General features: G+C 69.7%; 17 protein-coding genes. 11 read left to right on the forward strand and 6 right to left on the reverse strand.

Annotation, left to right across the window (positions count from 1 at the left end; all coding sequences use genetic code 11):
* The first annotated feature begins 170 nt into the window (after nucleotides 1–170).
* A complete protein-coding gene (locus tag QF027_RS05350; RefSeq protein WP_307072981.1) occupies nucleotides 171–1,469 on the forward strand; it encodes an MFS transporter in 1,299 nt (432 codons plus the stop codon).
* Nucleotides 1,470–1,494: 25 nt separating this feature from the next.
* Nucleotides 1,495–2,970 (forward strand): L-fucose/L-arabinose isomerase family protein, encoded by a 1,476-nt coding sequence (locus QF027_RS05355; RefSeq protein ID WP_307072983.1) that lies wholly within the window; start codon nucleotides 1,495–1,497, stop codon nucleotides 2,968–2,970.
* 5 nt (nucleotides 2,971–2,975) lie between these two features.
* Here the strand turns inward: QF027_RS05355 and QF027_RS05360 are convergent, their stop codons facing one another.
* The gene (locus tag QF027_RS05360) at nucleotides 2,976–3,686 is read right to left on the reverse strand and encodes a FadR/GntR family transcriptional regulator (RefSeq protein ID WP_306985493.1); all 711 of its coding nucleotides are present in this window, start codon (nucleotides 3,684–3,686) and stop codon (nucleotides 2,976–2,978) included.
* A 288-nt stretch (nucleotides 3,687–3,974) separates the two neighbouring features.
* Between QF027_RS05360 and QF027_RS05365 the strand changes: the two genes are divergently transcribed.
* From QF027_RS05365 to QF027_RS05390, 6 genes are read left to right on the forward strand one after another with little or no spacing between them, the layout of a single operon-like run.
* Nucleotides 3,975–4,871 carry a proline iminopeptidase-family hydrolase gene (locus QF027_RS05365; RefSeq protein ID WP_307072985.1) on the forward strand — a complete coding sequence of 299 codons (897 nt, stop codon included), beginning with the start codon at nucleotides 3,975–3,977 and terminating at the stop codon, nucleotides 4,869–4,871.
* 18 nt (nucleotides 4,872–4,889) lie between these two features.
* On the forward strand, nucleotides 4,890–6,611 hold the full coding sequence (locus QF027_RS05370; protein ID WP_307072987.1) for an ABC transporter substrate-binding protein: 1,722 nt from the start codon (nucleotides 4,890–4,892) through the stop codon (nucleotides 6,609–6,611).
* Entirely contained in the window at nucleotides 6,599–7,624 is a 1,026-nt protein-coding gene (locus tag QF027_RS05375; RefSeq protein WP_307072988.1) for an ABC transporter permease, read from the forward strand. Before QF027_RS05370 ends, QF027_RS05375 begins: the two co-directional genes overlap by 13 nt.
* A 2-nt stretch (nucleotides 7,625–7,626) precedes the next feature.
* Nucleotides 7,627–8,595 carry an ABC transporter permease gene (locus tag QF027_RS05380; protein ID WP_306986808.1) on the forward strand — a complete coding sequence of 323 codons (969 nt, stop codon included), beginning with the start codon at nucleotides 7,627–7,629 and terminating at the stop codon, nucleotides 8,593–8,595.
* Nucleotides 8,588–9,616, forward strand: coding sequence for an ABC transporter ATP-binding protein (locus QF027_RS05385; RefSeq protein ID WP_307072990.1), 1,029 nt, complete (start codon nucleotides 8,588–8,590; stop codon nucleotides 9,614–9,616). Before QF027_RS05380 ends, QF027_RS05385 begins: the two co-directional genes overlap by 8 nt.
* Complete coding sequence (locus tag QF027_RS05390) at nucleotides 9,613–10,632, forward strand: ABC transporter ATP-binding protein (RefSeq protein WP_307072992.1); 1,020 nt, start codon at nucleotides 9,613–9,615, stop codon at nucleotides 10,630–10,632. The genes QF027_RS05385 and QF027_RS05390 overlap by 4 nt, the downstream gene beginning before the upstream one ends.
* Before the next feature lie 71 nt (nucleotides 10,633–10,703).
* On the opposite strand, the gene QF027_RS05395 is transcribed toward QF027_RS05390, so the two are convergent.
* From QF027_RS05395 to QF027_RS05405, 3 genes are all read right to left on the reverse strand, one after another.
* On the reverse strand, nucleotides 10,704–11,174 hold the full coding sequence (locus tag QF027_RS05395) for a carboxymuconolactone decarboxylase family protein (protein ID WP_307072994.1): 471 nt from the start codon (nucleotides 11,172–11,174) through the stop codon (nucleotides 10,704–10,706).
* A 105-nt stretch (nucleotides 11,175–11,279) separates the two neighbouring features.
* A complete protein-coding gene (locus QF027_RS05400) occupies nucleotides 11,280–11,972 on the reverse strand; it encodes a restriction endonuclease (protein WP_307072996.1) in 693 nt (230 codons plus the stop codon).
* 147 nt (nucleotides 11,973–12,119) lie between these two features.
* Nucleotides 12,120–13,178, reverse strand: coding sequence for a glycoside hydrolase family 5 protein (locus tag QF027_RS05405; protein ID WP_306985479.1), 1,059 nt, complete (start codon nucleotides 13,176–13,178; stop codon nucleotides 12,120–12,122).
* Nucleotides 13,179–13,326: 148 nt separating this feature from the next.
* Between QF027_RS05405 and QF027_RS05410 the strand changes: the two genes are divergently transcribed.
* The 3 genes from QF027_RS05410 to QF027_RS05420 are packed head-to-tail and all read left to right on the forward strand — an operon-like array spanning nucleotide 13,327 to nucleotide 16,244.
* Nucleotides 13,327–14,373 carry a LacI family DNA-binding transcriptional regulator gene (locus QF027_RS05410; RefSeq protein ID WP_307072998.1) on the forward strand — a complete coding sequence of 349 codons (1,047 nt, stop codon included), beginning with the start codon at nucleotides 13,327–13,329 and terminating at the stop codon, nucleotides 14,371–14,373.
* A 47-nt stretch (nucleotides 14,374–14,420) separates the two neighbouring features.
* The gene (locus QF027_RS05415; RefSeq protein WP_307073000.1) at nucleotides 14,421–14,951 is read left to right on the forward strand and encodes an AAA family ATPase; all 531 of its coding nucleotides are present in this window, start codon (nucleotides 14,421–14,423) and stop codon (nucleotides 14,949–14,951) included.
* Between the two features lie 33 nt (nucleotides 14,952–14,984).
* A complete protein-coding gene (locus QF027_RS05420) occupies nucleotides 14,985–16,244 on the forward strand; it encodes an MFS transporter (RefSeq protein ID WP_307073002.1) in 1,260 nt (419 codons plus the stop codon).
* Between the two features lie 218 nt (nucleotides 16,245–16,462).
* Here the strand turns inward: QF027_RS05420 and QF027_RS05425 are convergent, their stop codons facing one another.
* Together QF027_RS05425 and icmF are read right to left on the reverse strand one after the other, a co-directional pair.
* Nucleotides 16,463–16,717 carry a hypothetical protein gene (locus QF027_RS05425; protein WP_307073004.1) on the reverse strand — a complete coding sequence of 85 codons (255 nt, stop codon included), beginning with the start codon at nucleotides 16,715–16,717 and terminating at the stop codon, nucleotides 16,463–16,465.
* 16 nt (nucleotides 16,718–16,733) lie between these two features.
* Entirely contained in the window at nucleotides 16,734–19,964 is a 3,231-nt protein-coding gene (gene icmF, locus QF027_RS05430) for a fused isobutyryl-CoA mutase/GTPase IcmF (RefSeq protein WP_307073007.1), read from the reverse strand.
* Nucleotides 19,965–20,560 lie beyond the last annotated feature (596 nt).

A 20,560-nucleotide genomic window follows, 5' to 3' on the forward strand; every position in this document is an offset into this window, starting at 1 on the left:
GGACACCCTCGCGGCACCCACCAGAGCTGCGGCGCCGTCAGGTCGTTGCCACGGATGGCCGCATGACGTCTTGTTGGAACGTTTTTACCCTCTTATAGTCGCTGGACATCGGCCGAGAACAGCGACGTCCCCCTCCGCTCGGAACCCCTCTCCCCAGACGGAGCCGCATCATGGCCCGAACCTCGCCTGCCCCGAACCAGCCGGAACCGCCCATCGAGAAGCGCCTGTGGAAGGTCGCGACCCTCTCCGGCATGGCGTCCTACCTCGACGCCGCACTCATCGTCAGCATCGGCGTCAACCTGGCCATCTACCGCGACGCCTACGACATGGGTGTCTGGATGGCCGGTGCGATCAGCGCGATCGTCACCATCTGCATCGCTGTCGGCTCCCTGGTCGGCGGACGGCTCGCCGACGTCTTCGGCCGACGCCGCCTCTACAACCTCGACATCCTCTGCTACGCCCTCGGGGCGATCATCATCACCCTCGCGCCCGACGACATCACCCTTCTGGTGGGTGTCCTCCTCGCCGGTCTCGCGGCCGGTGCCGACCTGCCGACGTCCCTGGCCGTGGTCTCGGACGCGTCCCCCGACCACGCCCGAGGGCGGCTCATCGCGTTCACGCAGGTCATGTGGATGCTGGGCATCATCGTCGTAGTCTTCGTCGGCTTCGCCCTGTCGGACACCGGCATGATCGGGGCCCGGCTCATCACCGGCCATCTGGCGGTCGCCGCGCTGGTCACCTGGCATCTGCGCTCCCGGCTGGAACTGGCCACCGGTGCCGATCCGGCGCAGGACGAGGTCGCGGCCGAGAAGCCGGCCGCGGCGCAGGGCGTCGCGCTCCGGAACGTCTGGACCCGGGCCGCTCTGGTGCCCATGCTCGCGACCTTCGCCTTCTACGTCACCTGGGGTCTGGGTGCCAACACCATGGGCCAGTTCACGACGTATCTGCTGGTCACCGTCAGCGGTGCCTCGCAGAGCATGGCGACCGGCATCAACCTGGCCTGTCTCCCGATCGGCCTGCTGCTGACGTTCGCCTTCGTCCGGATCGCCGACGGTCCTCGGCGCGACCGGATGTTCTACGTCACCACGGTCCTGCAGATCGCGGCCTTCGCCATCGCCTCGCTGACTGTGGGCTCCATCGTGGGCTTCCTCGTCTTCTACCTCCTCTACCAGCTGTGTTATCCCTTCGCGGGCGAGGCGAACTACAAGGTGTGGTCTCAGCTGACGCTGCCCGCGGACACCCGGGGCACCACGCAGGGCATCACCTACGCCGTCTCGCGCGGTGTCTTCGCAGGCGTCGCGTTCGTCACGCCCGCCCTGCTCGACAAGAGCCCGAGCCTGTTGCTCTGGGTGATCACCGGCTGCATGGCGCTGTCGGCGGTCGCGGGCGTCTACATCGTGCGTGTCCTCGTTCCTCGCGCGTCCCCGGCCGCCACCGCTCCGGCGGACCTCAAGGTCGCGCAGACCTGAACCGACCCCCGAAGGAGCGCCGACCATGGCGACGACGACCGAATCCACCACGACGCGTGCCGGTGAACGGGAGACCGTGCTGGGCAAGTTGCTCCCACCCGTGACGCGCCGCCGACCAAGGATCGGGCTGGTCTCCGGCGGGCTCGGCACCTACTGGCCGCAGTTCCCGGGCCTGCTGCCGCAGTTGAAGGAGTCGGCCGCGTATGTCGCCGGACGGCTGGGCCAGTTGGACGCGGAGGTGACGGACGCCGGGTTCGTCTCCGACGCTCAGGAGGGCGCGGCCGCCGCCGAGCAACTCCGGCGGGCCGACTGCGATCTGATCGTGCTGTTCCTGACGACCTATCTGACCTCGTCGATGGTGCTGCCGATCGCGCAGCGCACCCACACGCCGGTACTGGTGGTCGACCTCCAGCCGTCCGAGCGGATGGACCACGCCTCCTTCGACACCGGCGACTGGCTGGCGTACTGCTCGCAGTGCTCCGTGCCCGAGGTCGGCAACGTCTTCCGCCGGGCCGGTGTCCCCTTCCGTTCGGTGTCCGGCTGGCTGCGGCAGGAGTCGGCGTGGCGGCGCGTCGAGCGGTGGGTGCGGGCCGCGCACGTCCGGGCCGCGCTCCGGCACGCCCGGCACGGACTGATGGGGCACGTGTATCCCGGGATGCTCGATGTGCAGACCGATCCGACGCTGCTGTCGGCGACGTTCGGCTCGCACGTCGAGGTACTGGAGTTCGACGATCTGCGGCACCGGGTGGAGAAGGTGACCGAGGCGGAGACCCGGGAGCGGGTGGAGCTCGCCCGGCGGATCTTCACCGTCGACGACAGCGTGGTCGACGAGGACTTCGCGTGGGGCGCGACCGTGTCGGTGGCTCTCGACCGGCTGGTGGAGGACTTCGGCCTGGACACCCTCGCGTACTACCACCGGGGCCTCGACGGCGAGCTGCACGAGCGGCTCGGCGCCGGGATGATCCTGGGCGCCTCCCTGCTCACCGCCCGCGGTGTGCCCGCGGCCGGAGAGTTCGAACTGCGCACCAGTCTCGCCCAGTTGGCCTCGCAGAGTGTCGGCGCGGGGGGTTCCTTCACCGAGATCCAGGCGCTGAACTTCGAGGACGGCGTGGTGGAGATGGGCCACGACGGGCCGGCCCACCTCGCGCTCAGCGCCCGCGACCCGCTGCTGCGCGGCCTCGGTGTCTATCACGGCAAGCGCGGCTGGGGTGTCAGCGTGGAGTTCGACGTACGTCAGGGGCCGGTCACGCTGCTCGGTCTCGGCCAGGACGCCGACGGCAGCCTGTCGTTCATCACGTCCGAGGGCATGGTCGTGCCCGGTCCGCTGCTGGAGATCGGCAACACCACCAGCAGGGTCGACTTCGGCCGGGATCCCGGTGAGTGGGTCGACGCGTGGAGCGCCACGGGGGTGGGGCATCACTGGTCGCTGGCGGTGGGGCACCACGGCGCCGATTTCGGGGCCGCGGCGAGTCTGCTGGGGATCGATCACCGGGAGGTGTAGCACGGTCAGGGAGCCTCGGCCGCCCGTACCCGGGCCAGGACATTCCGGATCATCTCGGCGCTGATCATGAAGTGCTCCCGGGCTGTCCCCTCTGCGCGCTCCGGCTCGCCCGCCGCGACGGCCTCGTAGAGCGCCCTGTGCCCGTGACCGGCCTGTTCGTGGTGGGAGCGCTCGCCTTTACCCCAGGGCTCGATCGGGAAGCCCAGACTGATCCGGGTCAGCAGGTCCCGGCTGAGCTGGGCGATCTGCGGATTGTGGGTGGCCGCGCAGATCGCCCGGTGGAACGCGCTGTCGGCGGCCTGCTCCTCACGGGGCGTGCTCGCCAAGAGGTGCGCCTCCAGCGCCTCGCGCATCGGCTCCAGGTCCTCGGGGCGTCGGCGCCGGGCGGCCGTCGCGGCCACCATGCCCTCCACCAGCCCGCGCAGATCGAAGAGTTGCTCGAACTCCTCCCAGCGGGGCAGCAACGTCCGGCGGACCGCGGCGCCGGAGGACTCGGTCCAGCTGTCCCGGACGAACGCTCCGCCGTTCCGGCCCCGGCGGATCTCGATGACGCCCAACGCCAGGAGCCGTGCGACCGCCTCGCGCACGGTGGGGCGGCTGACGTGCAGCAGTGCGGTGAGCTCGCGTTCGGCGGGCAGCCGCTCGCCGGGCAGGAAGTCCCCGACGGCGATCGCGGTGAGCAGCCGGTCGGCGACCTCGTCGACCGCCGAGTTCACCCGGACCGGACGCAGCGAGGACGACGGGCTGTCGCCGAGCAGGACACGGTCGAGAACGCGCGAGAACTCGTCACCGGCTTCAGGTGCGGATGTCAGTTGTCCTCCTGTGAGTCGCCGTTTCTGTAAACGCGCACGGGCCACGTGAACCCGCTGTTACGTCTTCCCCTCACCCCGCTAAAAGGTCTTGTGGACTGACCTTTTACCCCCTCACTATCGCATGCATCCGTCACATCCCACCGATTTTCAGACAGCGGTCGGCTGGTTCCGACCGGTCTGGGAGGCTTCCCCGTGGCGATCCCTGAACCGAACCACACCGGAACCGTGGACTTCAACGGCCATTCCACCTGGTACCGGATCACGGGCGAACCGGGCAGGACACCCCTGGTGGTCCTGCACGGCGGACCCGGCGCCGGCCACCACTACACGCTCAGCATCGCGGGCATCTCCGAGCAGGGCCGCCCCGTGATCCACTACGACCAGCTCGGCACCGGATTCTCCACCCATCTGCCCGACAAAGGCGCCGATTTCTGGACCGTCCAGCTCTTCCTCGACGAACTCGACAACCTGCTCGAGAAGTTGGGCATTGCCGACGGCTACCACATCCTCGGCCAGTCCTGGGGCGGCATGCTCGCCGCCGAGCACGCGGTACGCCGCCCGGGCGGGCTGCGCGGACTGGTCGTCGCCAACTCCCCCGCGTCCATGCAGCTGTGGCTCGAGGCGGCCGCCGAACTGCGCGCCGAACTCCCCGAGGAGGTCCAGCACACCCTGCACGCCCACGAGGCGGCCGGCACCACGGACCATCCCGACTACCGCGCGGCCGAACAGGTCTTCAACGCACGCCATGTGTGCCGCCTGACACCCAACCCACCCGAGGTGCAGGCGACTTGGGACACCATCGCGGCAGATCCGACCGTGTACCACACGATGAACGGCCCCAATGAGTTCCATGTCGTCGGCACCCTCAAGGACTGGTCGGTCATCGACCGGCTGCATCTGATCGAGGTGCCGACCCTGCTGGTGTCCGGGCGCTTCGACGAGGCGACCCCCGAGACCGTCCGCCCCTTCGCCGACCACATCCCCGATGCGCGCTGGCACATGTTCGAGCATTCGAGCCACATGCCGCACGTCGAGGAGGAGCAGCTCTACCTCCGGGTCGTCGGCGAGTTCCTCGACTCCACCGACTGACCCCGGGAGTTCCCAGCCATGTCCCGCAATGCCAGACGGGGCGCGCTTGCCGCCGCCACCGTCGCCCTCACGCTCACCGCAGCCGCCTGTTCGTCCTCCTCCGACTCGGGCTCCTCCTCCGAGCCGGGCGCCTCCTCCTCGGGCTCCTCCGCCTTCCAGGCCCAGCACAAGGGCGGCACCCTGAAGCTCGTCGCCCACGCGGCCGCGGGCAGCTTCGACCCGCAGGTCAACTACACACTCCAGTACTGGCAGTTGTTCCAGTCGATGTACGACGGGCTGCTCGCTTTCAAAAAGGTCAACGGGCAGGAGTCCTTCACCGTCGTCCCCGACCTGGCCACGGCCATGCCGAAGGTGACCAACGGCGGCAAGACCTACACCTTCACGCTCCGCAAGGGCGTCACCTTCTCCAACGGCAAGCCCCTGACCACCGACGACGTGGTGGCGTCCTTCCAGCGCATCTTCAAGGTCTCCAGCCCCACCGCGGGCACCTTCTACAACGGCATCGTCGGCGCCGACGCCTGCCTGAAGACGTCGGCCTCCTGCGCCCTGTCCAAGGGCGTGATCGGTGACGCCAAGGCCGGCACGGTCATCATCAACCTGACGGCCCCGGATCCGGAGTTCGCGTACAAGCTGGCCGTCCCGCACGCCGTCGTCGTACCCAAGGACTCGCCGACGAAGGACGCCGGGACCAAGCCGCTGCCGTCGACCGGGCCGTACATGGCGGCGTCGTACGACCCCAACCGGGCGCTCAAGCTGGTCCGCAACCCGCACTTCAAGGAGTGGTCGCGTCAGGCGGAGCCGCAGGGCTATCCGGACGTCGTCGACTACGCCTTCGGCCAGACCGTGGAGTCCGAGGTCACCGCCGTCGAGAACGGCCAGGCGGACTGGATGTTCGACGCGCCGCCCGCCGACCGCCTCAACGAGATCGGCACCAAGTACGCCTCGCAGGCGCATGTGAACCCCCTGACGGCGTTCTGGTACGCGACGCTCAACGTCAACATGGCTCCCTTCAACAACAAGTCGGCGCGACAGGCGATCAACTGGGCCGTGGACCGGTCCGCCGTGGTGCGGCTGTACGGTGGCACCAACCTTGCCTCTCCCGCATGCACGGTCCTGCCGCCCGGCTTCCCCGGGCACGTCGCATCGTGCGACTACACCAAGGGCGGCGGTACGACCTGGAAGGCCGCGGACCTCGCCAAGGCCAAGGAGCTGGTGAAGCGGTCCGGTACGGCGGGGCAGGAGGTCAGCATCGTCACGCAGGACGACGACGTCAACAAATCGATCGGGCAGTACCTGCAGAGCCTGCTCACCCAGCTCGGCTACAAGGCGACGCTCAAGCCGCTGTCGGGCAACATCCAGTTCACCTACATCCAGAACACCAAGAACAAGGTGCAACTCGCCCTGACGTCCTGGTACCAGGACTATCCCGCGGCCTCCGACTTCCTCAACGTGCTGCTCTCCTGCGCGAGTTACCACCCCGGCAGCGACTCCAGCATCAACATCTCCGGGTTCTGCGACAAGGGCGTCGACGCGAAGATGCAGGCGGCGATGAAGACCTCGCAGACCGACAAGGCGAGCGCCGACCAGCAGTGGGGCGCCGTGGACCAGGCCGTCATGGCCCAGTCGCCGCTGGTACCGCTGATCAACCCGAAGATGATCGACTTCACGTCGACGCGGGTCGGCAATTACCAGTTCAGCAAGCAGTTCTACATGCTGGTCGGGCAGTTGTGGGTGAAGTGACCCTGCCCCCGTCGGCCGGGGCCCGGCGCTCGCCGGGCCCCTGGCGGACCGCCGCCGGCGACCTGCTGCGCAACAGGACGGCGCTGGCCGCCGCCGCGGTCCTGCTCCTCGTCGTGCTGGCGAGCCTGTGCGCCCCGCTCTACGCGGACCACATCGCCCACACCGACCCCTTCCAGTCCCATGTCTCCGGCACCACGGTCGTGGACGGAAAGACCGTGCCGGTGCTCACCCCGAGCAGCACCGGCCTCGGCCTCGGCGTCACTCCGATCGGCCCGACGTGGGACCCCGCCCACTACTTCCTCGGCGCCGACAACCAGGGCCGGGACGTGCTGGCCCGTCTGCTGTACGGCGGCCGTACGAGCCTGTTCATCGGGTTCACAGCGGCGCTGCTCACCTGCGTCGTCGGTACGGCCGTGGGGGTCGTCGCCGGGTACGCGGGCGGGGTGGTGGACGCCGTCATCTCACGGGTCCTGGACGTCGTCTGGGCGTTCCCGGTCTATCTCCTGGCCATCTGTCTGTCGGTGGTGCTGCTCACCAACGGTCTCAGGCTGGGCCCTGTCACCGTCGACGCGGGGAGCCTCTGGCTGCCCGTCACGATCACCGCGGCGATCTATGTGCCGTACATCGCACGGCCGTTGCGCGGTCAGGTGCTGGTGCTGCGCAACAAGGAGTACATCCAGGCGGCCGTCGGCTCCGGCGCGCCCACTCCGCGCATCCTGCGCCGGGAGGTGCTGCCGAACGTGGTGCCGACGGCGATCGTGTTCGTCCCGCTGATGACCGCGCTCGCCATGCTCACCGAGTCGGCGCTGTCCTTCCTGTCCGTCGGCGTCCAGCCACCGGACGCCAGCTGGGGCACGATCATCGAGGACGGTCTGGGGCTGCTCTACACCCGGCCCGCCGTGACGATCGCGCCCGGTCTGCTGATCGCCCTGACCACGGGCGCGCTCAACGTCCTCGGCGACGGGGTGCGTGACGCGCTCGACCCGAGCGCCCGGCTGCGCGGAGGGGTGTGACCATGCTCGTCTTCGCCCTCAAGCGCTTCGCCTCGGCCCTGCTGGTGATGTTCGCGATCAGCGTGCTGGTGTTCCTGATCTTCTTCGCCACCCCGGGAGTCGACCCGGCGGCACGCATCGCGGGCCGCAACGCCGACCCAGCCACCCTCGCCCAGGTGCGGCACTCCTTCGGCCTGGACCGGCCGATGCCGATCCGCTATCTGCTGATGATGCGTCACCTGCTGATCGACCGGGATCTGGAGTCGTTCGTCAACCGCGGCTCCCGGGTCATTCCGCAGATCATCCAGGCCACCCCCGTGACCCTGTCCCTGGTCATCGGCGCGGCCCTGATCTGGATGACGGCCGGCATCCTCATGGGCACGGCCGCGGCGGCCCTGCGCGGCCGGGCCGCCGACCCACTGATCATGCTGGTGGGCGTGGTCGGCGTCTCGCTCCCGGCCTACTGGCTCGGCGAGGTCGTCAACCTCCTCACCCAGAAGCAGCTGCACGACTCGCTCTTCTCCTGGGTGCCCCCGCCCGGCTACGTCGGTCTCGGCCAGGACCCCGGCCAGTGGGCGCTGCACATGCTCTTCCCCTGGCTGACGCTCGCCCTGCTGTACGCCGGGATCTACGCCCGGCTGCTGCGCGGCGAGGTCGTCACCGCACTGAACGAGGACTACGTGCGTACGGCCCGCGCCAAGGGTCTGTCCGAGCGGCGGATCCTGCTCCGGCACGCCCTGCGCTGCTCGCTGATCCCGATCGTGTCGCTGTTCGGCCTGGACTTCGGCGCGCTCGTCGGCGGGGCCGCGCTCCTCACCGAGGTGGTCTTCGGCCTGCCCGGCATCGGCAAGCTCACCTTCGACGCCCTGCAGAACCTGGACCTGCCCGTGATCATGGGCACGGTTCTGTACGCGGCGTTCTTCGTGGTCCTCGCCAACGCCCTGGTGGACATCCTGTACGCGCGACTCGATCCGAGGGCCCGCCATGCCTGAACCCCTGCTGGACGTACGTGACCTGCGAGTGCGCTTCCGCACCCGCCAGGGCCTCGTCACCGCCGTGGACAGTCTCTCCTTCTCCGTCGCTCCCGGCGAAGTCCTGGGCGTGGTGGGCGAGTCGGGCTCCGGCAAGAGTGTGTCGATGCTCGCCGTGCTGCGGCTGCTGACCAACCCGAACGTGACCATAACGGGTGAAGTACGTTTCCGGGGCCGTGACTTGCTCACCCTGCCCGACAAGGAGATGCGTGCGGTGCGCGGCCGGGAGATCGCGATGGTCTTCCAGGACCCGATGACCGCCCTGACCCCGGTGTACACCGTGGGCTGGCAGATCGCCGAGGCGATCCGGGCGCACGAACAGGTCTCCCGCAAGGAAGCACACGCGCGTGCCGTCCGGCTGCTCTCGGACGTCGGCATCCCCGACGCGGTCTCGCGGGTGAACGCCTATCCGCACGAGTTCTCCGGGGGGATGCGCCAGCGCGCGGTCATCGCGATGGCGCTCTCCTGCAGCCCCTCACTGCTGATCGCCGACGAGCCGACGACGGCACTGGACGTCACGGTCCAGGCGCAGATCCTCGATCTGATGCGGGAACTCAACCGAGGGGGCTCCGCGATGGTGCTCATCACCCACGACATGGGCGTGGTCTCCCAGATCGCCGACCGGGTCCTGGTCATGTACGGCGGCCGGGCGGCCGAGGAGGGCCCGCGGCGGGCGGTGTTCCACGGTCCACGACACCCGTACACCTGGGGTCTGCTCGACTCGGTGCCCCGGGTGGGCGGCCCCCGGCTGCGGCGGCTGCCCACCATCGCGGGCGTGCCGGTCGCACCGGGTGGGGTTCCGGAGGGGTGTGCGTTCGCGCCGCGTTGCCGGCTGCGGCACGACCTCTGCGAGGAGCGACCCGCGCTGTCGGCGGGCGACGGCGACGCCGCCCATCTGGACGCGTGCTGGCTGCCGTTCGACGGCCGTGCGGGACTGCGGCTGACGGCCGACGAAGACGTGAACACGGAGGCGGCGTCGTGACAGCACAGGAGATCGTGACAGTGGACGTGGCGGCACCCCCTGGCGAGGTCCTGTTGCGTGCCACGGACGTCACCAAGCACTACCCCGTGCGCGGAAGGCGCCAGGTGCTGCGTGCCGTCGACGGGGTCTCCCTGGCGGTGCGCGGCGGCGAAACCCTCGGCGTCGTCGGGGAGTCCGGCTGCGGCAAGTCCACGCTCGGCCGGTGTCTGGTCCGGCTCACCGAACTCACGGGCGGACGCGTCGAGTTCGACGGTCAGGACATCTCCACGCTGTCCGCGCGACGGTTGCGTCCGGTACGGCCGGGCATGCAACTGGTCTTCCAGGACCCGCAGGCCTCGCTCAACCCCCGCCGTCGTGCCGGGGACATCGTGGCCGAGCCGCTGCTCGTGCACGAGTACGGCAACGCGTCCGAGGTCCGCCGCAGGGTCCGGGAACTGTTCGACGTCGTAGGACTGGCGGCGGCCCATCTGGACCGTTATCCGCACGAGTTCTCCGGCGGTCAGCGCCAACGCATCGGTATCGCCCGCGCTTTGGCGACGAATCCGAAGCTGATCGTGGCCGACGAGCCGGTGTCCGCGCTGGATGTGTCGATCCAGGCGCAGGTGCTGAACCTCTTCGCCGATCTCCAGGAGGAGTTCGGACTCACGTACGTCTTCATCGCGCACGATCTCGGTGTGGTCCGGCATGTGTCGGACCGGATCGCCGTCATGTATCTCGGCGAGATCGTCGAGCTCGCCGGCACGGAGGCGCTGTACTCGGATCCGGCCCATCCGTACACGCAGGCCCTGCTGTCGGCGGTACCGGACATCGACGACGGGACCTTCGCGGAGGACGGGCCGCCCCGGGAACGCATCGTGCTGACCGGTGAGGTGCCCAGTCCGTCGGACAAGCCGACGGGGTGCCCGTTCCGCACGCGCTGCCCGTACGCCCGGGACCTGTGTGCGGTGGAACGCCCGCGGCTCACACCGACAGCCTCCGGCCGTCAGGTGGCCTGTCACTACCCGCTGGCCGGCTGAGAACTGAGGTCGGGCCCCGGGTCTGCAGCCCCCGGGCCGGTCACCCGTTCGTCGGGTTCAGGTCCTCAGGTTCAGCCGAACTGACCGACCACGTAGTCGCCGGCCGGCTGCTGGGTCATGACGTTCAGCCGGTTGAAGGCGTTGATGACGGCGATCAGGGAGACCAGGGCGATGAGCTGGTCCTCGTCGTAGTGCTTGGCGGCGTTCTCCCAGACCTCGTCCGCGACCCCGGTCCCGTCGGCGAGGCGGGTGCCCTGCTCCGTCAGCTCCAGCGCGGCGCGCTCGGCCTCGGTGAAGACCTTGGCCTCACGCCACGCGGCGACCATGTGGAGGCGCTGCGCGGTCTCGCCCGCGGCGGCGGCCTCCTTGGTGTGCATGTCGAGGCAGAACCCGCAGCCGTTGATCTGGCTCGCGCGGATCTTCACCAGTTCCTGGGTCGTCATCGGCAGTCCCGAGTCCGTGACCACCTTCCCCGCCGAGGCGAAGTGCTTCAGCAGCTTGCCGGCCAGCGGGCTGGTGAAGACGTCGAGTCGGGCTTCCATGGTGTGCTCCTTCTGCCGTTGTCGATGGCTACACACCTACGACTCACTGGCCCGGCGGATTGTGACCTGCGCCGAATGTGATCTGCGTCTCCCTGGAATGGGCCGCTAGCCGCCGTACGCCTTCTTCCAGCGGGCCCGATGCCGTGCGTCCCCCTGGCCCCGGCCGTTCACCTCGCCCAGCGACACGAGGGAGGCCCCGTTGTTCCACAGGCCGAGGAGGTCGCGGTGCACGGCGAGGATGTCGTGCTCCAGCGCGAACTTCTCGGAGGGGCCGGTGAAGCGTGAGGTCGTCACGAAGACGGCCACGTCGGCGCGGAAGTGCACCCGGGCGCCCAGCAGATCGCGCAGCTCGCGATTCGGGATCGCCCTGCTCGGTGCGTACCGCTTGCACTGGACGACCATCGTGCGGCCGTCCGGCAGCCGGCCCAGGACATCGGCGCCGTTGTCGCCCGCACCGCCCACCCGCCTGACCTCCGTGCACCCGTCCCGCCGGCACAGTCCCGCGACCAGTTCCTCGAACTCGGTGCCCGTCATGGCGTCCACCTCGGCGAGGGTCCGGCGGCCCGCCTTCACCGCCTCCTCCTGCAGCCAGCGACGGTGCCTGCCCCGCAGAAGCCGGTCCGTGTGCCACAGCCGCCAGCCGGTCGCCGCGGCGGCAGCGACCGACAGCACGCCCAGGAGATACGGCCACACGCTCGCCCGGAACAGCACCACGAGGACCAGCGCCACCGCGCCGCCCCACCACCACTTCCGTGCCCGCCGCCGGTGAGCGGCCGTACCTCGTCGACGCCTGGCCACCGCGCCCTCCCCCCTGTGCTTCTGCCAAGGAGTCTGGGCAGCTCTGGGAGGCGTGAGAAGGGCGCGAGTCGGCCATGTCCGAACACCGCCGTGAACGCCGGTGGGCCGCGGTACCGAAAGGCACCGCGGCCGAAACAAGGAGAGGCGTCAGCCCTTGACGGGCGTTCCGCGGCCCCAGGCCCAGGCGAGGCGGTCGGCGCCCGACTGGTTGGTGGTCTCCAGCCACGGCTTGCTGGGCGGGCCGACGAGCTTCTGCACCGAGTAGATGTCGTCGGTGCGCAGGCCCGGCCAGTACACCGAGCCCATCTTCAGCTCGCGGAAGGTGTCGGTGACGGCCTGGATGAAGTTGACGAAGTTGTCGTCCGGGGTCTTCACGTTGTAGTTCAGACCGGTCGTCATGGGCGCGCCGAACTCGTCCGCCACGGTCCGGTTCGCGCAGTCGCCGATGCGCACCTTCAGGTCGGCCACCCACTCGTCGTAGGTGGCGTACGACTTCCAGAAGCCGTAGTGGTGCAGCGACAGGTAGGTGCCCTTCAGTCGCGGGTCGGCGCACACGGTCGTGACGTGGTCGTTGTAGCCGGCGCCGCTGACGAAGACCCGGTTGCGGGGCACGGACTTGTAGGTGTCCAGCCACTTCGCGGCGATGTCGGCCCACTCGGTGTCCGTGTAGCCGTGCGGCTCGTTCATCGGCTCGAAGTAGACCCGGGAGTTGCCCTTGTAGGCCTTGACGACGGTGTTCCACATCGGCCAGTAGGTGGCCTCGTCGTCGATGAAGCCGTCCTTGCGGTCGCCCGTGCCCTCCCAGTAGGACACGATGACCTTGAAGCCGTGGGCCGTCGCGGCGTCTATGACGCCCCGGTACGACTTCCAGTAGGAGCCGTTGACGGTGTACGGGTTGATCGGCAGCCGGACGGTGTTGGCGCCGAGGTTGGCGCGGAACGCCGAGATGATGCGGCTGGCCTTGGTGTAGGTCTGGGCGTAGGTGTCGGAGGTCGACAGGCCCGACAGCTGGAGTTCGTCGTCGGCGAAGTTGTCGCGCGGGTCGGCCCAGTTGACACCCTTGAACTGGGTCGTGTCGGTGGTCGGCGCGGCGGCGGAGGCGGGGCTGCCGGTGAGGCTGGCGCCGCTGATCGCGGCGATCGCGACGGCGACGAGCGAGGCACGCAGCCTCGGGGCGCGACGGGTGCTGACGGGGGTCTTGCGCATCGACCAAACCCTTTCGGAATGACAGCATGTTTACGTAAACATGACGGCGCCGGAATCGTGGCATCCGCTCCGGCGACCGTCAAGGTTTCCCACACGTAACATCCGGTGCGACACGCAACACGTTCGTGTGCGGACGGAGGAGGCAGCAGTGGTGGAACGGGGAGGTTCCGGTGTCCCCGGGGGGCGGCGCAAGCAGCGCGTGTCCATGGCGGACGTCGCCAAGCTCGCGGGCGTCTCCTCGCAGACGGTCTCGCGGGTCTCCAACGGTCACCCCGGGGTGATCGCTGCTACGCGCGAGCAGGTGCTGGCGGCGATGCGGGAACTGGGGTACCGCCCCAACAGTGCCGCGCGGGCGCTGCGGTACGGCCAGTTCAACACAATCGGCGTGATCCTGTTCAGCCTGTCCTCGACCGGCAACAGCCGCACGGTGGAGGCGATCGCCACGCACGCGGCGGCCGAGGGGTACGCGATCACCCTGATCCCCATCGACGTGCCGACGCAGGACAACGTCCTGGGGGCCTTCACGCGGATGGGCGAGCTGGCCGTGGACGCGGTCATCGTCATCATGGAGATCCATCTCCTCGACACCGGGACGGTCCAGCTGCCGCCCGGGGTGCATGTCGTCGTCGTGGACTCCGACGCCGGCGACCGCTACAGCGTGGTCGACACCGATCAGGCGGACGGCGCGCGCAAGGCCGTACAGCATCTGCTGGACCTGGGCCATCGGACCGTCCGGCATGTGACCGGTCCGCAGGCCTCCTTCGCGGGACAGCGGCGGGCCCAGGCCTGGCGTGCGGTCCTCGAGGAGGCCGGGCGGCCGGTGCCGCCCGCACTGTACGGGGACTGGTCGGCGGAGTCCGGTTACGCGGCCGGGCTCGTGCTCGCCGAGACGCCGGACTGCACGGCCGTGTTCGCCGCCAACGACCAGATGGCGCTGGGACTGCTGCGCGCGTTCCACGAGCACGGGCTGTCCGTGCCGCACGACGTCAGCGTGGTCGGTTTCGACGACACCCCCGACGCGGCGTTCTTCGTGCCGCCGCTCACCACAGTCCACCAGGACTTCGCCGAGGTGGGCCATCGCTGCGTCCAGAAGGTGCTTCAGCAGATCCGCTCGCACGGGAGCGGACAGCCGGGTACCGATCTCGTCCCGACGCGTCTGGTGGTGCGGGCAAGCAGCGCGCCACCACGGGGCTGACGCCACTGTCACTCGTTCGGCGTTCTTGGAAACCGGGGGAAACAGCTGTGATCGTCTGGATGAACGGCCCGTTCGGCGGCGGGAAGAGCACGCTCGTGGAGGAACTGCGTCCGCGATGGCCCGAGGCGCTGGTCTTCGACCCGGAGATGGTCGGCTATGTGCTGCGGGAGATCGTGGACGTGCCGACCGGTGACTTCCAGGACCTTCCCCTGTGGCGGCGGCAGGTCGCGGACCTGGCCGTCGGCCTCGTCGAGGAGTACCGGCGCCCGCTCCTGGTCCCCATGACGCTGGTGGACCCCGGCTACCTGGGCGAGATCTTCGGCGCCCTGAAGGCCGCTGACATCGTGGTCCACCACTTCTTCCTCAAGGTCGCGCCGGAGGTCCTGGTGCGGCGGATCGACGCACGGAGCTTCTTCCCCGACGATCCCGCCCGGGAGGAACGGGTACGGGCGTGGTGCAAGGCCCGCATCGAGGCGTGTACGGCGGCGGTCGACACCCTGCCCGGCGACACGGTCTTCCTCGACGGCGAGTCGACCCCGCGGGAACTGGCCGACCAAGTGCTCGCCCACGTCGGTTGACCTTGCCCCAAGGGGAGCCCGCAGCATCGCTCCATGGTGCGAAACAGACGGCTCCTGGCCGACGTACGGCCCCTGCGGGCGGGCGCGTTCCGGCGGTTGTGGGCGGCCGGGATCGTGACCGCTCTCGGAGCTCAACTCACGGCGGTCGTCGTGCCGTTGCAGATCTACGAGTTCTCCGGCTCGTCGGCCTACGTGGGGCTGGCCGGTCTGGTGGGCCTCGCCCCGATGGCCGCGGCGGCACTGTGGGGAGGGGCACTCGCCGACGTACGCGACCGACGGCGGATGCTGCTGACGACCACGATCGGCATCGGGGTGACGTCGTTGCTGCTGTGGGCCCAGGCGTGGGCGAATCTGCGCTCGGTCGCCGTGCTGCTCGGGCTGGTGGCCGTGCAGCAGGCCCTGTTCGGGGCCAACTCCACGGTGAGCAGGGCCGTGACACCCCGTCTGGTGCGGCCCGAGTTGCTCGCGGCCGCCAACGCGCTGCAGTCGACGGTGCTCCTGTCCGCCGGGATCGCCGGGCCGCTGCTGGCCGGTGGCCTGCTGCCGGTCGTGGGCAGCCGGACGCTGTATCTGGCGGACGCTCTCGCCGTCTGCGCGACGGTGTGGGCCGTGTGGCGACTGCCGGCTCTTCCCCCGGACGGCGGCGGTGAGCGACGACAGAGCGCGGTCCTACGGCAGATCGCGGACGGTGTACGGTTCGTGACGCGGCGTCAGATTCTGCTGGTGGTCTATCTCGCCGACTTCGCCGCGCTGTCCCTCGGTCTGCCCACGGCACTGTTCCCGCAACTGGCGGCGGAGACCTTCCACCCTTCGGACATCGGGGTGTTGTACGCCGCCGTCTCGGCCGGGGGTGTGCTGGCGGGGTTGTTCTCGGGGGCCTTCACGCGCGTCGGCCGCCACGGTGTCGCGGTGGCCGTGTCGGTCGCCGTGTGGGGCCTGGCGGTCGCGGGGTTCGGCCTTGCCCACTCGCTCGTCTCCGCCGTGGCCTGGCTGCTGCCGGCCGGCGGTGCGCTCCTCGCGCTGGGGGTCTTCCGGAAGACGGTGCTGCAGAGCGCCGTTCCCGACGGGATGCGCGGCAGGCTCCAGGGGATCGACACCGTGGTGGCCGTCGGAGGGCCACGGCTGGGCGACCTCCTGCACGGCACGGTCGGCGCCGGCCTCGGCGTCACGTGGACCGTCACGGGCGGCGGCGTCCTGACCGTCGTGGCGGCGCTCGCCCTCCTCCTGCTCTTCCCCGGCTTCCGGCGCCATCGGGCACCGGCCGGCACCGAGCAGGAGGTGATCAGCGGGTGAGCCTCATTTCAGGGCCGGCGGCAGCGGACCTCGGCCGCTGAGGAAGTGGGAGTGGACCGGCTTCGCCGGGCCGGTCTGTTCCATGTCCTCGGCGGGGGCACCGCGGCGTGCTTCCTGCGTCATGTCGTGAGTGGACCTCGCCGCGGCCCTGGCCGGGGGCGGGGCCGTCGTCGTCGTGCCGGACGTGCAGGGCGGTCGGCAGGTCCTCCCCGTCGAGGTCATGGGAGACGACCTTCTCGGGGCGCGGCCTTGCCGGAGGCGGCGAGATCCAGCGCGCCGGGGAGGTGGGCACGGAGGTCGTCGCGGGCGAGGCGCAGGGCTAGGACGCGCTCGGCCTCGGCGCGTACGTCCGGCTGCCAGGCGGCGTCCATGACCGCGACATCCGCCGTCATCACGTCGAGCTCCGGCCCGGCGTCCGCCGGCAGCCGCCCGCCAGTGGCCATCTTGTCCCGTTCACGCTGAACGAGGTGCACCTGAAGGCAACACTCCTCAGACGTTGCGGCGGTACTGGCCGCCGACCTCGAAGAAGGCCTCGGTGATCTGCTGGAGGGAGCAGACCCGGGTGGCCTCCATGAGGACCGCGAACACGTTGTCGCCGCGTACGGCCGCGTCCTTGAGGGCGTCCAGGGCCGCCCGGGCCTCGTCGGGGTGACGGGCGTGGAAGGTGCGTACGCGTTCCAGCTGGGACTGCTTCTCCTCCTCGGTGGCGCGGGCGAGTTCGACGACGCCGGGCTCGGCGGTGTCGGCGTGGGGGTTGCGGAAGGTGTTGACGCCGATCAGGGGCAGGGAGCCGTCGTGCTTGCGCTGTTCGTAGAGCATCGACTCGTCCTGGATACGGCCGCGCTGGTAGCCGGTCTCCATCGCGCCGAGCACACCGCCGCGTTCGCTGATCCGCTCGAACTCCTGGAGGACGGCTTCCTCGACCAGGTCGGTGAGTTCGTCGATGATGAACGACCCCTGGAGGGGGTTCTCGTTCATCGCCAGGCCCCACTCCCGGTTGATGATCAGCTGGATGGCCAGGGCCCGTCGTACGGACTCCTCGGTGGGGGTGGTGACGGCCTCGTCATAGGCGTTGGTGTGCAGGCTGTTGCAGTTGTCGTAGATGGCGATGAGGGCCTGGAGAGTGGTGCGGATGTCGTTGAAGTCCATCTCCTGGGCGTGCAGGGAGCGTCCGGAGGTCTGGACGTGGTACTTCAGTTTCTGGCTGCGTTCGCCGGCGCCGTACTTCTCCTTCATCGCCACCGCCCAGATACGGCGGGCGACCCGGCCGAGCACGGAGTATTCGGGGTCCATGCCGTTGGAGAAGAAGAACGACAGGTTCGGGGCGAAGTCGTCGACTCGCATGCCGCGGGCGAGGTAGGCCTCGACGTAGGTGAAGCCGTTGGCCAGGGTGAAGGCGAGCTGGCTGATGGGGTTCGCGCCGGCCTCGGCGATGTGGTAGCCGGAGATGGACACCGAGTAGAAGTTGCGGACCTTCTGCGCGATGAACCACTCCTGGATGTCGGCCATCATCCGCAGGCTGAACTCGGTGGAGAACAGGCAGGTGTTCTGGCCCTGGTCCTCCTTGAGGATGTCGGCCTGCACGGTGCCGCGCACGTTCGCCAGCGCGTGGGCGCGCAGTTCGGCCGCCTCCTCGGATGAGGGATCCCGTCCCTCCTCGGCGCGGAAACGCTCGATCTGCTGGTCGATCGCGGTGTTGAGGAAGAACGCCAGGACGGCCGGGGCGGGCCCGTTGATCGTCATGGAGACGGAGGTGGTGGGCGACACGAGGTCGAAGCCGTCGTAGAGCGCCTTCATGTCCTCCAGGGTGGCCACCGAGACGCCGGAGGTCCCGACCTTGCCGTAGATGTCGGGGCGCTCGTCGGGGTCGCGGCCGTACAACGTCACCGAGTCGAAGGCGGTGGAGAGGCGGGTGGCGGGCTGGCCCTCGGAGAGGAGCTTGAAGCGGCGGTTGGTGCGGAACGGGTCGCCCTCGCCGGCGAACATCCGTGCCGGGTCCTCGCCGTCGCGCTTGAAGGGGAACACCCCGGCCGTGAAGGGGAAGTGGCCGGGCAGGTTCTCCGCGCGCCAGAACCGCACCAGTTCGCCGTGGTCGGTGAAGCGGGGCAGGGCGACGCGGGGGATCTTGTTGCCGGACAGGGACTCGCGGGTCAGCTTGGTGCGGATCTCCCGGTCGCGGACCTTCACGACCTGTTCGTCGCCGGAGTAGGAGGCGATCACGGCGGGCCAGCTCTCGATCTGCCGCACGATGTCGTGCGGGAGCCGCGTGCGGGCGTCCTCCAGCAGCGCGTGCACGTTCGCGGCATCGGAGCCGGCGTCGGCGAGTTCGGCACCGACCAGCTCCAGCCGCTGGACCCGCCGCGCCGCTTCGGCCAGCCGCTCGGTGTCGGCGTGGTAGCCACGGACGGTGTCGGTGATCTCGGCGAGGTAGCGCACCCGCTCGGGCGGGACCACCTGCCGGATGCCGGAGGAGTGGCGTACGTCGACCCGCGCCAGGGCGCCCTCGGGCAGCGGGAGTCCCTTCTCGGCGAGGACGGCCGTGAGGTGCTGGTGCAGGGCGGTGACGCCGTCGTCGTTGAAGGTGGCCGCGGAGGTGCCGTACACCGGCATGTCCTCGGGCCGCTTGCCGAATGCCTCACGGTTGCGGACCAGTTGGCGGCCCACGTCGCGCAGGGCGTCCTTGGCGCCGCGCCGCTCGAACTTGTTGATCGCCACGACGTCGGCGAAGTCGAGCATGTCGATCTTCTCCAGCTGCGAGGCGGCACCGAACTCCGGCGTCATCACGTACAGGGAGGCGTCGACGAACGGCACGATCGCCGCGTCGCCCTGGCCGATGCCCGGCGTCTCCACGATCACCAGGTCGAACCCGGCGGCCTTCACGACATCGATCACGTCGGAAAGGTGCTCGGGCAGCTCGCGGCTGCCGCGGGTGGCCAGACTACGGAAGAACACCCGGTTCCCGTCGAGGGAGTTCATCCGGATCCGGTCGCCGAGCAACGCGCCGCCACCTCGGCGACGGGTCGGGTCGACCGCGATCACGGCGATGCGCAGGGCGTCCCGCTGGTCGACACGGAACCGGCGCACCAGCTCGTCGGTCAGGGACGACTTGCCCGAGCCGCCGGTGCCGGTGATGCCGAGCACCGGCACCGGCCGCGCGGCCGCCGTGGCCCGCAGCTCCTGCCGGAACTCCGGCGGCAGCTTGCCCAGTTCGGCACCGGTGAGGGCGCGGGCGATCGCGAACCGGTCGCCGGCCAGGACCGCGGTGAGGTCGGCCGGCCTGCCGTCCCACAGGTCGAAGTCACAGTCCCGCACGACCGTGTTGACCATCCCGGCGAGGCCCATCCGCTGGCCGTCCTCGGGAGAGAAGATCGTCACCCCGCTCTCCCGCAGCCGCGTGATCTCCTCGGGCACGATCACACCGCCTCCACCGCCCACCACCCGGATGTGCTCCGCGCCCTGCTTGCGCAGTGAGGCGACCAGGTATTCGAAGTACTCGACGTGTCCGCCCTGGTACGACGAGACCGCCACGCCGTGCGCGTCCTCTTCGAGAGCCGCGTCCACGACCTCCCGCACCGACCGGTTGTGTCCCAGATGGATCACCTCGGCGCCCTGCGACTGGAAGATCCGCCGCATGATGTTGATCGAGGCGTCGTGCCCGTCGAACAGTGCCGAGGCGGTGACCAGGCGGACGGGGTGGACGGGGCGATGCAGATCGCTCATGGCGGAGCCTTCCCAGGACACGTCGGAAAACGCGAGCTGAGAAAATAGTAGGACGTCCTAGTAAAATCGCGAGGTCGGGGTGAGCAGAAGCACAGCAGGATGCTCACGGCGCCCTTCCCGGCGGGCGGCCCTGCGGCGGCCCCTGCATGCCGGAGAAACCTCCGCCGGTGCCGTAGGCGAGATCGTCGGCATGGCGGGCGATGCCGTAGCGAACGAGGTCCCGGTCTCGGTGCGGTCGCACCGGTATGCGGCCCGATGCCGGTCAGCGCGGCGACAGCCGCGGCTCCACGGACACCACGCGAGCAATCGGCCTCACGGTGAACACCGCACCGACGACCAGACAGCCCACAGCCACGAGCAGGCGATCCCACAACGGACACAGCCCAGGTCGACGCCGTAGCGGCGAACACTCGGGCGCCATGCCGGTCAGCGCGGTGACAGCCGCGGCTCCACGGACACGGCGCAGGACGAGACAGCCGACGGCCGTGAGGGGTCACCGGTGCCGGGTCAGCAGGGCGGAAGGGCCGCGGCAGTGCCCTGGCCGACGACTCCGGGCAGCGGCCCCGCGACGCGGCGCTCGCCGACGCCCACCCGCT

The organism is Streptomyces canus, from assembly GCF_030816965.1.
Classification (GTDB): domain Bacteria; phylum Actinomycetota; class Actinomycetes; order Streptomycetales; family Streptomycetaceae; genus Streptomyces; species Streptomyces canus_E.

Bases quoted from the DNA above. Each gene is read 5' to 3' on its own strand.
- QF027_RS05380 (WP_306986808.1), top strand. From the start codon at position 7,627: ATGCTCGTCTTCGCCCTCAAGCGCTTCGCCTCGGCCCTGCTGGTGATG.
- icmF (WP_307073007.1), bottom strand. From the start codon at position 19,964: ATGAGCGATCTGCATCGCCCCGTCCACCCCGTCCGCCTGGTCACCGCC.
- QF027_RS05370 (WP_307072987.1), top strand. From the start codon at position 4,890: ATGTCCCGCAATGCCAGACGGGGCGCGCTTGCCGCCGCCACCGTCGCC.
- QF027_RS05385 (WP_307072990.1), top strand. From the start codon at position 8,588: ATGCCTGAACCCCTGCTGGACGTACGTGACCTGCGAGTGCGCTTCCGC.
- QF027_RS05350 (WP_307072981.1), top strand. From the start codon at position 171: ATGGCCCGAACCTCGCCTGCCCCGAACCAGCCGGAACCGCCCATCGAG.
- QF027_RS05420 (WP_307073002.1), top strand. From the start codon at position 14,985: ATGGTGCGAAACAGACGGCTCCTGGCCGACGTACGGCCCCTGCGGGCG.
- QF027_RS05355 (WP_307072983.1), top strand. From the start codon at position 1,495: ATGGCGACGACGACCGAATCCACCACGACGCGTGCCGGTGAACGGGAG.
- QF027_RS05405 (WP_306985479.1), bottom strand. From the start codon at position 13,178: ATGCGCAAGACCCCCGTCAGCACCCGTCGCGCCCCGAGGCTGCGTGCC.
- QF027_RS05395 (WP_307072994.1), bottom strand. From the start codon at position 11,174: ATGGAAGCCCGACTCGACGTCTTCACCAGCCCGCTGGCCGGCAAGCTG.